Annotated in this window: 14 protein-coding genes; all 14 read left to right on the top strand. The window is 55.8% G+C overall.

What is annotated here, in order from left to right:
• Nucleotides 1-497 (top strand): SbcC/MukB-like Walker B domain-containing protein (locus L692_RS28340; RefSeq protein ID WP_036723098.1); only part of this gene is annotated, 497 nt, incomplete at its 5' end.
• Nucleotides 498-933: 436 nt separating this feature from the next.
• A complete protein-coding gene (locus L692_RS0110165; RefSeq protein ID WP_025699540.1) occupies nucleotides 934-1,293 on the top strand; it encodes a histidine triad nucleotide-binding protein in 360 nt (119 codons plus the stop codon).
• 138 nt (nucleotides 1,294-1,431) lie between these two features.
• Entirely contained in the window at nucleotides 1,432-1,605 is a 174-nt protein-coding gene (gene rpsU / locus L692_RS0110170) for a 30S ribosomal protein S21 (RefSeq protein WP_005547957.1), read from the top strand.
• Nucleotides 1,606-1,620: 15 nt separating this feature from the next.
• Complete coding sequence (locus L692_RS0110175; RefSeq protein ID WP_025699541.1) at nucleotides 1,621-2,064, top strand: GatB/YqeY domain-containing protein; 444 nt, start codon at nucleotides 1,621-1,623, stop codon at nucleotides 2,062-2,064.
• Between the two features lie 170 nt (nucleotides 2,065-2,234).
• Nucleotides 2,235-3,596: an NfeD family protein gene (locus L692_RS0110180; RefSeq protein ID WP_025699542.1), complete on the top strand. Its 1,362-nt coding sequence runs from the start codon at nucleotides 2,235-2,237 to the stop codon at nucleotides 3,594-3,596.
• A 62-nt stretch (nucleotides 3,597-3,658) separates the two neighbouring features.
• On the top strand, nucleotides 3,659-4,657 hold the full coding sequence (gene floA, locus L692_RS0110185; RefSeq protein ID WP_025699543.1) for a flotillin-like protein FloA: 999 nt from the start codon (nucleotides 3,659-3,661) through the stop codon (nucleotides 4,655-4,657).
• 31 nt (nucleotides 4,658-4,688) lie between these two features.
• The gene (locus tag L692_RS0110190) at nucleotides 4,689-5,300 is read left to right on the top strand and encodes a hypothetical protein (RefSeq protein ID WP_025699545.1); all 612 of its coding nucleotides are present in this window, start codon (nucleotides 4,689-4,691) and stop codon (nucleotides 5,298-5,300) included.
• 213 nt (nucleotides 5,301-5,513) lie between these two features.
• A complete protein-coding gene (yqfC, locus tag L692_RS0110195) occupies nucleotides 5,514-5,807 on the top strand; it encodes a sporulation protein YqfC (protein ID WP_025699546.1) in 294 nt (97 codons plus the stop codon).
• Nucleotides 5,804-6,994 carry a sporulation protein YqfD gene (gene yqfD / locus L692_RS0110200; RefSeq protein WP_025699547.1) on the top strand — a complete coding sequence of 397 codons (1,191 nt, stop codon included), beginning with the start codon at nucleotides 5,804-5,806 and terminating at the stop codon, nucleotides 6,992-6,994. The genes yqfC and yqfD overlap by 4 nt, the downstream gene beginning before the upstream one ends.
• Nucleotides 6,995-7,000: 6 nt before the next feature.
• A complete protein-coding gene (locus L692_RS0110205) occupies nucleotides 7,001-7,972 on the top strand; it encodes a PhoH family protein (RefSeq protein ID WP_025699549.1) in 972 nt (323 codons plus the stop codon).
• Between the two features lie 14 nt (nucleotides 7,973-7,986).
• Nucleotides 7,987-10,245, top strand: a complete 2,259-nt coding sequence (locus tag L692_RS0110210) for an HD family phosphohydrolase (protein WP_025699551.1) — start codon at nucleotides 7,987-7,989, stop codon at nucleotides 10,243-10,245.
• 1 nt (nucleotide 10,246) lies between these two features.
• Nucleotides 10,247-10,741 carry an rRNA maturation RNase YbeY gene (gene ybeY, locus L692_RS0110215; RefSeq protein ID WP_025699553.1) on the top strand — a complete coding sequence of 165 codons (495 nt, stop codon included), beginning with the start codon at nucleotides 10,247-10,249 and terminating at the stop codon, nucleotides 10,739-10,741.
• Nucleotides 10,741-11,136 (top strand): diacylglycerol kinase family protein, encoded by a 396-nt coding sequence (locus L692_RS0110220; RefSeq protein WP_025699555.1) that lies wholly within the window; start codon nucleotides 10,741-10,743, stop codon nucleotides 11,134-11,136. Before ybeY ends, L692_RS0110220 begins: the two co-directional genes overlap by 1 nt.
• Nucleotides 11,137-11,279: 143 nt before the next feature.
• Complete coding sequence (locus L692_RS0110225) at nucleotides 11,280-11,699, top strand: cytidine deaminase (RefSeq protein WP_025699557.1); 420 nt, start codon at nucleotides 11,280-11,282, stop codon at nucleotides 11,697-11,699.
• The last annotated feature ends 127 nt before the right edge of the window (nucleotides 11,700-11,826 follow it).

Consider the following 11,826-nt stretch of genomic DNA (forward strand, 5'->3'; position numbering starts at 1 on the left):
CCAAGCTGCAGTCCTGCCTGCGCGGCAACGCCTTCGTTGAATATATCGCGGAGGAGCAGCTGGCGCAGGTATGCCAGGCCGCTTCTCAGCGTCTGCGCTTTCTGAGCAGACAGCGCTATGCGCTTGAGGTCGACTCCGCCGGGGGCTTTGTCATCCGCGACGACGGAAACGGAGGGGTCAAGCGGCCGGTATCCACTTTGTCGGGCGGAGAGACGTTCCTGACCTCGCTGTCGCTGGCGCTGGCGCTGTCCGCGCAGATTCAGCTTCGCGGACAGTATCCGCTGCAATTTTTCTTCCTCGACGAAGGATTCGGCACCCTGGACCCCGAACTGCTGGATACCGTGATCACGTCGCTCGAACGGCTGCATAACGATCAGCTGTCGGTCGGCATTATCAGCCACGTCCCGGAGCTGCGGGCAAGGCTGGCTCGGAAGCTGGTTGTGGTTCCTGCTTCACCGGGCGGAGCCGGCTCCAGCGTCATCGTGGAAAAAAATTAAAATGGATAGGGGGTTGTGATAACTGTCACAGAGACAGTATGACCCCCCTGTTATAATACAGCTAAGCCGACATCATTTGAAACACCTCGGCGGACGTATGACCGGGAAATTATTCCTTTTCATACGTCCGCCGCCGAATCAGCTTTATCAGCTGTGAAGGGTGTTTCTTTTTTTTGCCCATTTTTAGGCTTAAATGAAAATATTGTTTCTCTGTATCTGATACAGCTCCGCATCCAAGCATGAATAGGGCTGGCCTCCCGTCTATGACCGGCGCTTTACTTTCGAAAAAGGGCAAATTCCTGTATGATGAATGAATAGCGACGACGGACCTGGCTGCCGTATTTTGCAATGTGCCGGGAATCCGATTTCGTCAGGGACGGCCCGGACCGCCTGCGGGAAAGGGTGCTTCAAATATTCTTTAGGAGGAAGCTGCTGTATGGAAACTATTTTTAGCAAGATTATCGAGGGGAGCATCCCTTGCAACAAGGTGTTTGAGAATGAGCGGATTTTGGCATTTTACGATATCGAGCCAGCCGCTCCGGTTCACGTTCTGATTATTCCGAAGAAGCCGATTCCGTCGATGAACGAGGTGGCTCCCGGGGACTTGCCGCTGATCGGGGAAATTCACAGCGTGGCGCAGCAAATCGCCAAGGAGCTGGGCATCGCGGAAACCGGCTATCGTCTGATCAATAACTGCGGGCCGGACAGCGGGCAAGCTGTGCAGCATCTGCATTATCATCTTATCGGGGGATCAAAGCTGGGCGCGCTGATCGGCAATTCTACGTCCCACGCCTAAAGAGAGCGACCGGAAATAAAGGCTCTTCCAAAAAAAGAATAGGCTTTTGGTTGACACTCTGTTTCGTTTTAGCCTATAATGAAATTTGATGAACCGTGTTATGCTCTTGGACGGTCTGGTCGGAGGGAGGGAAAACTGGTGTCTGAAACGAAAGTTCGCAAAAACGAGACAATTGATGCTGCACTTCGTCGCTTTAAACGTTCCATCGCTAAAGATGGCGTCTTGGCTGAGGTGAAGAAACGCAAGCATTATGAAAAGCCAAGCGTTAAGCGCAAGAAAAAGTCCGAGGCTGCTCGTAAGAGAAAGTTTTAGGAGGATTACCCAAGCATGAATCTTAGCGAACGATTGAACGAAGATATGAAGCAGGCGATGAAGAGTAAGGACAAGTTCAAGCTCTCCACGATTCGAATGGTTCGTTCGACGATAAAGAATCTTGAAATAGATTTGAAGAGAACATTAGACGACAACGAAGTGCTTGATATCCTTAGTCGTGAGATCAAACAGCGCAAAGATGCCCTCCAAGAATTTGAAAAAGCGGGTCGTGACGAGCTTGCTGCAAGCAATAAAGCAGAAATCGAGATTATAGCACAATATCTTCCCGAACAGCTTTCCGAAGAAGAAATTAAGGTTATTGTACAGCAGACCATCCAGGAAACCGGTGCTTCTTCGAAAAATGATATGGGCAAGGTGATGAGCGCGCTGATGCCGAAAGTCAAAGGCCGCGCTGACGGTAAACTCGTGAACCAGGCGGTTCTGCAATTTCTGCAATAACATAAGTTGAACATCCCTCGTTGCAGGGGTGTTTTTCTTTTTTACATAAGTTCAGGCTTGACGGCAGGGCTGGTGCAAAGTCCTTGAAACGCGTAACCTCTTATCCCGTAATAATTATATTATCAGGAAAAATGATCGAAACTGGCTAAAGTAGATGGGAGGGATATGTTGTGACGGTTTTGCGGAAGACCGTGCTGGCCGCCTTCGCTCTGTTCCTGCTGCTGTTCGTTCCGCTTGGCTCTATACCGGCCCAGGCATCGTCAGCCGCCACCAGTGAGCCTAACAGGGGTCCGGTATTTATACTGCCTGTGGATCAGGAAATTGAGCGGGGGCTGGAAAGCTTCCTGAGTCGGGGATTCCAGGAGGCGGATAAATACGGCGCTTCGCTGATCGTGCTGGAAATCGACACGCCGGGCGGGCTGGTGGACAGCGCGGAGCAGATTGGCGCCATGGTCCGGGAGAGCGGCATTCCGACACTTGCCTTTATCAAAGGGAATGCCGCTTCTGCTGGCAGCTATATCGCGCTGAATGCGAAGAGAATTGTGATGAAGCCCGGCAGTATGATCGGGTCGGCCTCGCTTGTCGATGGAAGGGGCAGAAGCGTGGATAATGCCAAGCTGGTCTCATTCTGGAAGTCAAAAATGGCGGGCGCGGCGGCGCTGAATGGACGCGACCCGGATATTGCGGCCGGAATGACGGATATCAACATGGTCGTTGATAAGCCTGAGCTGGGGGTCCGCAAGAGCAAGGGCGAGATTATCGCTCTGACCAGCAATCAGGCGCTGAAGGCGGGCTACGCCGATGCCATCCGGGCTACGCCGGAGGACGCGGCGGCATGGATGGGATATTCAACCGATGACACGTTCCGGGTACAGCATACCGCTGCGGAAAAGCTGTCGCAATTTCTGACTCATCCCGTTGTCATGATCGTCCTGCTGTTTATCGGTATCGCCGGAGTGGTTGTTGAACTGCTTGTACCCGGCTTCGGCATTCCGGGCATCGTTGGAACGCTGGCCTTTGTCCTGTATTTCTTCGGCAATTATGTAGCGGGATTTGCCGGCGCGGAGACGTGGCTGCTGTTCATCATTGGCCTCATTCTGATGGTGCTGGAGCTGTTCGTGCCAAGCTTCGGCATTCTGGGAGTGCTGGGCTCCATCAGTCTGATTGCCGGCGTCGTCAGGGCCGCCTACAGCTTTACTCACGCGCTGTTCAGTCTGGGCATTGCTTTTGCGGCCGCCCTGGTGGTTATTATCCTTGTCGCGATAGCTTTCAAGGACCGGGGCATATGGAATCGGTTTATCCTCAGCGACAGCCTGAGCAAGGAGCAGGGCTTCATTCCTGTCCTCGAAAGGCTGGATCTCACAGGTCAGAGAGGGATAAGCGTTACGCCGCTTCGTCCGGCCGGTACGGCACTGATTGGAGACGAACGTCTTGATGTCGTCACGGAAGGCGGGTTCATTGGCGTAAATACTCCCATTTCCGTTGTCAAGGTAGAGGGCGGCAGAATTGTAGTGAAGGAAGTCCGGGAGTAAGGTAAACTATGAAAGTATTTTTGTAAATTCAATATTCATAGAGAGAAAGGGTAGATGTAACAATGGAAGCATCCTTAATCACCATCCTGCTGATCGCGGTCGTCGTGATCATTGCACTGAGCGTCTTTCTCAGCTTCTTTCCGCTCATGCTGTGGATTTCGGCTCTGGCCTCCGGGGTCAGACTCAGCATTATTACACTGGTCGCCATGCGGCTGCGCCGTGTAACGCCAAGCCGGATCGTGAATCCGCTGATTAAAGCGACCAAGGCGGGCCTTGGGCTTAACATCAACCAGTTGGAGAGCCACTATCTGGCGGGGGGTAATGTCGATCGCGTCGTCAATGCTTTGATTGCCGCGCAGCGGGCCGATATTCCGCTGGAATTCACCCGGGCGGCCGCCATTGACCTGGCCGGGCGCGATGTGCTCCAGGCGGTGCAGATGAGCGTTAACCCGCGCGTGATCGAGACGCCGACCGTGGCGGCGGTTGCCCGAGACGGGATTGAAGTGAAGGTCAAGGCTCGCGTTACCGTTCGCGCCAATATCGACCGGCTCGTCGGCGGCGCCGGGGAGGAGACGATCATCGCCCGCGTAGGCGAAGGTATCGTAACAACGGTCGGCTCAAGCAATTCGCATAAAGATGTTCTGGAGAATCCGGACTCGATCTCCCGCACCGTCCTTCAGAAAGGGCTGGACGCCGGAACGGCGTTCGAAATTCTGTCCATCGACATCGCGGACGTGGATGTGGGCAAGAACATCGGCGCTTACCTGCAGACGGAACAGGCCGAAGCCGACAAGCGGATCGCCCAGGCGAAGGCGGAGGAGCGCAGAGCGATGGCTGTCGCCCAGGAGCAGGAGATGAAGGCCCGCGTCGTCGAGATGAAGGCGCTGGTCGTCGAATCCGAATCCCAGGTGCCTCTGGCTATGGCGGAAGCGCTGCGCGGCGGCCAAATCGGCGTAATGGACTATATGAATCTGAAAAATATCGAAGCCGACACCCAAATGCGCGGTTCGCTCGGCAAGATGGGCGATCAGGACAATGACGGTCCCAAGAGCAATAAATAATGAACACCACGAGCAGGGGAGATGAGACCCCATGAGCTGGATTTATGTGATTGCGGTCATTATTTTCGCAATTGTGTCTCAAGCCAACAAGGCGAACAAAAATAAAAACAAGAACGGAGGACGTCCGGGAGGAATGCCGCCCTTTGGCAGCGGTCCGGGCGAGGGGCCCCTGCGCCGCCAAAGATCCGGCCAGCCTCGGCCGGAAAGAGCGGGGGAATCGCGAAGCAGCGGCTTCCCGTTCCCCGCTCCGGCCTCCCGGCCGCCGGAACCGCAAATGGCTGAAGGCCAAGAGCGGGACACGGCCCCCGCTTTTCCCGAGCCTGCTCTGCTTCCGTCTCCCGATTACATGACAGGAGAAGGGATGTCCATGGAGCAGCCCGAAGAAGAGGACGGGGTCGAGGCTCGGCAGGAGCGCATGCGGCAAGAGCTGGAGCGCGTCCACCGCGCTCTGGACCGGATCTCGGATGATATGGGAGGAGACGGCGGAACCGGGCCGAAATCCGCCTCGGCGCCATCGTCTTCGCAGAGCCCTGTGTCTCTTGGGGCAGGCGGCGATTTGCGCAGCGGACTCATCTGGGCAGAAATACTCGGCCCTCCGCGTTCCCGCAAGCCCTTAAGCTCCCGCCGTCAAGGCCATTTGTAAGCGGCCTGTCTGATTGTATTGAAGGTTCAACCAAATGAACGAGGATGTATCTGGAACGGGTGTATCGTCCGCAAATCAAAAGCTCACTGGTCTGACCAGGACGGGGAGCTTTGGTTGCGGCGGTCTCCCGTTTGTCTTTGTTGGCAGACTGCTTTCATAAATAAGCCTCTTCCCGCATAAGGTGTACAGTACAGGAAGGGGGAGCGTCTACTTATGACCCGGATTGGCCGCAGTCTGCGGGGATGGACAAACGGGATGCTGGATTTGCCGCAGGATCTGCTGAGCGACATGCCCCGGATCACCCTCATCGGGAACAAGGAAATGGTCATCGAGAATCATAGAGGCGTGCTGAATTTTTCCCCCGGGCAACTGACGCTTGCGCTTTCGAAAGGATCGCTGGAAATTGCCGGAGAAGGCCTTGTCATCACATCCATTCTGGGAAGGGAACTGGCGGTGGAGGGCGTGATCCGGGAAATCAGATACAAGGAAAGCGGGGAGAGCCGATGAAGGAACCGCCACTGTCATGGCTTCGGGGGACTGTTGCGCTGCATATTACCGGGGAACGGGTGGAAGGGCTGATTAATGCTCTCACCGAAGCCGGAATTGTCATATGGAATGTAAAAGCGACCGGAACCGGCGCCAGTCTGCGGCTGCTGCTGAACGATTTCTACGCTCTCCGGCCGCTGCTGAAGCAGACAGGCTGCAGGATGCATATTACGGGACGGATCGGACTGCCGTTCGTGGCGGCCAGGCTGTGGAAGCGGAAGTTTTTTGCCGCGGGTCCGGTGCTGTTCGGCATTATTCTGGTGCTGCTGTGCTCTCTCGTCTGGAGCGTTCGGGTGGAAGGGAATAACCGGCTGGCTTCGGAGGATGTGCTGGATGCCGCCCGGCTGGAGGGGCTCCATCCTTTCCAGTGGATATGGCGCATGGATTCTCCGGACAAGCTCTCCAAGCAGCTGGCGGCGCGGCTTCCGGGCGTCTCCTGGGTTGGCATTGAGCGGAGAGGAACGGCGGTGAAAATTCAAATCGTCGAAGCCGCGCTGCCGGAGGCCAAGCCGCTTAACAGTCCCCGTCATCTCATCAGCCGCACCGATGCGGTCATCACCGACATTTATGCCGAGCAGGGCAGGCCCGTGGTCCAGCGCAACGCGAGAGTGAAGAAGGGGGATGTCCTGATTTCCGGAATTCTGGGCGATGAGGCCAATAAGCAGGGGGTTGTGGCCAAGGGGGAAGTCAAGGGACTCGTATGGCATGAATATAACATCGAGGTTCCGCTGCAAAAAAAGAACACCGCTTATACCGGAGAACGGAAGGATCGAAGCTATTTTGTGCTCGGCAAATGGGCGGTTCAGCTGTGGGGGTACGGCAAATCGTCTTTTGAAGCGTCGCGTACGTTGACCGAGCTTGATCCGCTGACCTGGCGGGGAATCCGGCTGCCGGTCGGCTGGATGACGGAGAAAGAAATGGAAGTCAGGGAGACCCGGGAGACATTGACTCCGCAGGCGGCGAAGCAGGCGGGACTGGCTCTGGCGGAGGCCGATATTGCGGCCCGTTATGGCAGCGACAGCGTCATCAAAAGCCAAAAAATTTTGCATGAGAAGAAAGACAATGGTAAAGTTTATATGAAAGTGCTTTTTGAAGTGGAAGAGAGAATTGCGGAGGAACTTCCGATAGTATACAACCAAGGAGAATGAGGCTATTTGTCAGATAAGACTGCAAGCATACAAATATCTTTGCAAAATGCGGGTGAGGCGCTGGCGCTGTTCGGCCCGCAGGACAGCTTCCTGAAGCTGATCGAGAGAGAAATTCCCGCCCGTATCGACTCGCGTGAGGCTGAGCTGACGGTGCATGGCGGTGAACGGGAAGTGGACATGCTGGCACAGTTGTTCGAGTCGCTCCTCTCCCTTGTTCGAAGCGGTTATATTCTGAGCGAGCGGGACGTGCAGTATGCGGTGGAGCTGGCGAAGGATTTCCGCGCCGATCAGCTGCTGGATTTGTTCAAAGGCGAAATCACCACGACCTTCCGCGGCAAGCCGATCCGGGTCAAGACGATCGGACAGAAGCATTATGTAACGACAATCAAGAAGCGGGACATCGTATTCGGTATCGGCCCGGCGGGAACGGGGAAGACGTATCTTGCCGTCGTGCTGGCCGTCGCCGCTCTGAAGGAAGGATCGGTCAAACGGATTATCCTGACCCGTCCGGCGGTGGAGGCCGGCGAGAGCCTGGGCTTCCTGCCGGGAGATTTGCAGGAGAAGGTAGACCCGTATCTCCGGCCGCTGTATGACGCCTTGTACGATGTGATGGGACCCGACCAGGTGGCCAAGGCTCTGGAGCGCGGGCTGATCGAGATTGCGCCTCTGGCTTATATGCGCGGCCGTACGCTTGACGATTCATTTATTATTCTCGACGAGGCGCAGAATACGACGCCGGAACAGATGAAGATGTTCCTGACCCGGCTCGGCTTTGGCTCGAAAATGGTTATCACCGGCGACGTAACCCAGATCGACCTGCCCCGGGGAAAGAAATCGGGTCTGATCGAGGCCAATACGATCTTGTCCTCCATTGAGGATATCGGGTTCGTGTATTTTGCGGAGCAGGATGTAGTACGGCATTCCCTGGTGCAGAAAATCATCGTTGCCTATGAACATTCAGCCGAAAACCTTGAATAAAGGGGACTGTCATCATGGCTTCAAAGCAACCGTCCAAATTCAGCGGATTCACATACAATGTGAGCGGATGGAAGTATAGCGCGGCGACCCGCTATGCTCTTTTTCTGCTGCTCGGTATTCTGGTCTACTTCAGCCTGGCGCCGGACCTGCTGCCCAAACGTTACGATATCAGGGCGAACACGCTCAGCGCCAAGGAAATAACGGCTCCCCACCAGATCAAAGACAACAAGGCGACGCTGAAGGCGCAGGAGCAGGCCGCCGAGGACGTCCCGCCCAAATATCAGATTATACCGATCCGGGCGGAGAATCTTGTAACCTCTTTGTTGGACCGTATCGACCGTCTCAATCAGGACGACACCATCTCCCAGAGCGACAAGACCTCCATTTACCGGGAGGAGATCCCGCAGCGGGCCAATGATTTCATCTTGAGCTTCGTGGCGTCCAGCCGCACCAGCGGAACCTATTCGGACAACCTGCTGAATGAAATGCAGTCGAAGATCAAGGAGCAGGCCTATTCCATACCGGAAGAGACGTATATCAAAATACCGCGGCTGACCTCGCAGGACATCATCGAGATGAAGCCCGTGGCCCGGGATATCGTCAGCAGGCTGATGAATGACCAGATTACCGACGCCGACGCCGCGCGCGCCAAGGTGGCGGAGCAGGTCAGCATCAGTGCGCTCTCCCAGCGAACGGCGCGCGAGGTGGTGCAGGAGCTGGCCCGTCTGGCGATCACGGCCAACAAATTCTATGATGCGGATGCGACCAAGGAAGCGGAAGTGCAGGCCCGGGAGAACACGCCGCCCGTCTATATCGAGCAGGGCGAGGTGCTTGTCAAAAAAGGCGAGCCCATTACGCCCGAGCTGTACCAACTGCTCGACGAGAACGGCCTGCTGCGGAACAATGTCGATTACTGGCCTCAGCTTGGTCTGCTTATTCTTTCGGCGCTCTTCTCCATCGGGCTGCTGATGTTCATCCGGCAGTCCGGCACATCCGGCTCTTCCGGATTCAAGTATAATAATTCCCAGCTTCTGATGCTGGTGATCGTCTTCCTCATCACCATTATAACTTTGCGGCTTGCAGCGTTTCTGCAAAATGACGCGCGTCCGTTCATGGGCTTTCTGGCGCCGGTCGCCATCGGGGCGATGCTGGTCGCGCTGCTGCTGGATATCACGCTTGCGTATTTCTGCGCTATATTGTTTGCCGTACTGGCCAGCGTCATCCTGAATGTGCAGCAGAATACGATTTTTGATTTCAACTATGGTTTCTTTGCGCTCGTCGTATCGTATGTGGCCGTATTTGCCACCCACCGCGCGGGGCAGCGGACGACGCTGCTGAAAGGCGGCATCATGGTATGCCTGTTCGGCTCGCTGGCCGTGTTTATGCTGAACCTGCTGGGAAACGGCGCATGGCAGCAGATTCATACGCTGTACGCGATCGGCTTCGCTTTTGCCGGGGGACTGCTGACCGTCGTGCTGGTCATCGGCCTTATGCCTTTTTTTGAGTCGACATTCGGCATTCTGTCCGCGCTCAAGCTGGTAGAGCTGTCCAATCCGAACCATCCGCTGCTGCGCAAGCTGCTCACGGAAACGCCGGGCACGTATCATCACAGCGTAATGGTCGGCAATTTGTCGGAGGCGGCCGCCGAGGCGATTGGAGCAGACGGACTGCTCTGCCGGGTCGGCTCGTACTACCACGATATCGGCAAGACGAAGCGGCCGTTCTATTTTATCGAGAATCAGAACAATATGGAGAATCCGCATGATTCCATCGAACCCAAGCTGAGCAAGTCGATCATTATCGCGCATGCAAGGGACGGAGTGGAAATGCTGAAGGAGTACAAGCTACCGAAGCCGATCCGGGATATCGCGGAGCAGCATCACGGGACGACATTTTTGCATTATTTTTATCATAAAGCGCTGCGGCTGGCAGAGGAAAAAGGGAAAGAGCCCGACTTCACCGAGGATGATTTCCGTTATCCCGGTCCGAAGGCCCAGTCCAAGGAGTCCGCTGTCATCGGCATTGCCGACAGTGTGGAGGCGGCCGTCCGTTCCCTTCGCAGCCCCACGGTAAACCAGGTGGAGACGATGATCGAGAAGATTATCAAGAGCCGGCTGGACGATCATCAATTCGACGAATGCGATCTGACGCTGAAAGAGCTGGACATTATCGCCCGGACGCTCAAAGAGACGGTAATGGGCATTTTCCACTCGCGCATCGAGTATCCGCCGGAAGCGAAAAAGCCGAAAAAAGAGGAAGGGGCCGTGGAATAGCATGAGCTTGCAGCTGGTTTGGAGCAACGAGCAGGATGAAATGGATATCGACGATCGGCTGATCTCGCTGCTGGAGAGCATTCTGGAAAAAGCGGGCAAGCTGGAAGGCATCGACGCCGGAGAGGTGGATCTGACCTTTGTCGACAATGCGCGGATTCATGAGCTGAACAAAGAGTATCGCGGCATTGACCGCCCCACCGATGTGCTGTCCTTCGCGCTGAATGAATCCGGAGAGGACGAGCCTGAGATTGTTTATGAACTGAGCGCCGAGGAAGCGGAGGAGCTTCCCGATATGCTTGGCGATATTATTATTTCCGTTACCCGGGCGAAGGAGCAGGCGGAGGATTACGGCCATTCGCTGGAGCGGGAGCTGGGCTTTTTATTCGTACACGGGTTTCTGCACCTGCTGGGCTACGATCATCAGGATGAGGCGTCCGAGGCGGAAATGATGGGCAAGCAGGAGCAGGTGCTGTCGCAGGTAGGGTTGACCCGCTAATGCCGAAAAATACGGCGGTAGGCCCCAAACGTTTCTGGAAGTCGTTCTGGTATGCGGCCCAGGGGATCAGACAGGCCTTCCGGACGGAACAGAATATGAGAGTGCATTCCGGCTTTGCCGTCTTCGTTCTGCTGCTTGCCGCGCTCTTTCGCGTACCGCCGGGCGATTGGCTGCTGCTGCTCCTGGCGATTACGCTTGTGCTCGCGGCGGAATTGATTAATACGGCGATCGAGTCGGTGGTCGACCTCGTGTCGCCGGAAGTCCACCCCTTGGCCAAAGCGGCTAAGGACACCGCTGCGGGAGCCGTCTTCCTGACGGCGTTGTTTGCCGTCATCGCGGGCATTTATGTTTTTTATCATCCGGTGATGGACTGGATTACCGCATTTATGTCATAATCGGAATACAACTTTATAGACGGAAAAGGCGGATAAGCCGTTGGGCGGTTCCGCCGTCTTTGTCTTTGCTCCGCTTTTTTAACTGGATTAGCGGTCACATTCCCGGATAACATACCAAAGATGAACATACAGGAGGACCCATCATGGATTCCAATACGCTGCTGCAAGAGGCGATCAAAGCCCGTTCCAAAGCTTATATCCCCTACTCCCGTTTCGGCGTCGGGGCCGCTCTGCTGGACAGTAACGGACAGGTTCATCACGGCTGCAATATCGAGAACGCCGCCTACAGCGTCACCAATTGCGCCGAGCGCACCGCTCTCTTCAGCGCCATGGCCCAGGGACATGGGCGCGGCAGCTTTAAAGCGCTTGCCGTTGTGGGCGACACCGATCTGCCGATTACACCCTGCGGCGCATGCCGGCAGGTCATTGTCGAGCTGTGCGATCCCGACATGAAGATTATCCTGGGGAATATGAAAGGGGATATCCGCGAGACCACCGTCCGCGAGCTGCTGCCCGGAGCCTTCGGCCCCGATGAGCTGAAGCAGGGACAGGCTCCAGAGTAGAGTAAGCGATGCGGCGAAGCCGCCAGCGATTGGCTTGCAAAGAGTTGAAGGAAATGCGCCGTAGAAGCGCGCACATGTTCGCGCAAACGTAAGCGAAGCGGCGAAGCCGCCAGCGTTGGCTTGCACG

It is taken from the genome of Paenibacillus forsythiae T98 (assembly GCF_000520735.1).
Lineage (GTDB): Bacteria > Bacillota > Bacilli > Paenibacillales > Paenibacillaceae > Paenibacillus_AQ > Paenibacillus_AQ forsythiae.

Excerpts from the sequence above, each read along its gene's own strand:
- floA (WP_025699543.1), top strand. The coding sequence starts at position 3,659 with ATGGAAGCATCCTTAATCACCATCCTGCTGATCGCGGTCGTCGTGATC.
- L692_RS0110175 (WP_025699541.1), top strand. The coding sequence starts at position 1,621 with ATGAATCTTAGCGAACGATTGAACGAAGATATGAAGCAGGCGATGAAG.
- L692_RS0110220 (WP_025699555.1), top strand. The coding sequence starts at position 10,741 with ATGCCGAAAAATACGGCGGTAGGCCCCAAACGTTTCTGGAAGTCGTTC.
- L692_RS0110190 (WP_025699545.1), top strand. The coding sequence starts at position 4,689 with ATGAGCTGGATTTATGTGATTGCGGTCATTATTTTCGCAATTGTGTCT.
- yqfC (WP_025699546.1), top strand. The coding sequence starts at position 5,514 with ATGACCCGGATTGGCCGCAGTCTGCGGGGATGGACAAACGGGATGCTG.
- L692_RS0110165 (WP_025699540.1), top strand. The coding sequence starts at position 934 with ATGGAAACTATTTTTAGCAAGATTATCGAGGGGAGCATCCCTTGCAAC.
- L692_RS0110210 (WP_025699551.1), top strand. The coding sequence starts at position 7,987 with ATGGCTTCAAAGCAACCGTCCAAATTCAGCGGATTCACATACAATGTG.
- ybeY (WP_025699553.1), top strand. The coding sequence starts at position 10,247 with ATGAGCTTGCAGCTGGTTTGGAGCAACGAGCAGGATGAAATGGATATC.
- yqfD (WP_025699547.1), top strand. The coding sequence starts at position 5,804 with ATGAAGGAACCGCCACTGTCATGGCTTCGGGGGACTGTTGCGCTGCAT.
- L692_RS0110225 (WP_025699557.1), top strand. The coding sequence starts at position 11,280 with ATGGATTCCAATACGCTGCTGCAAGAGGCGATCAAAGCCCGTTCCAAA.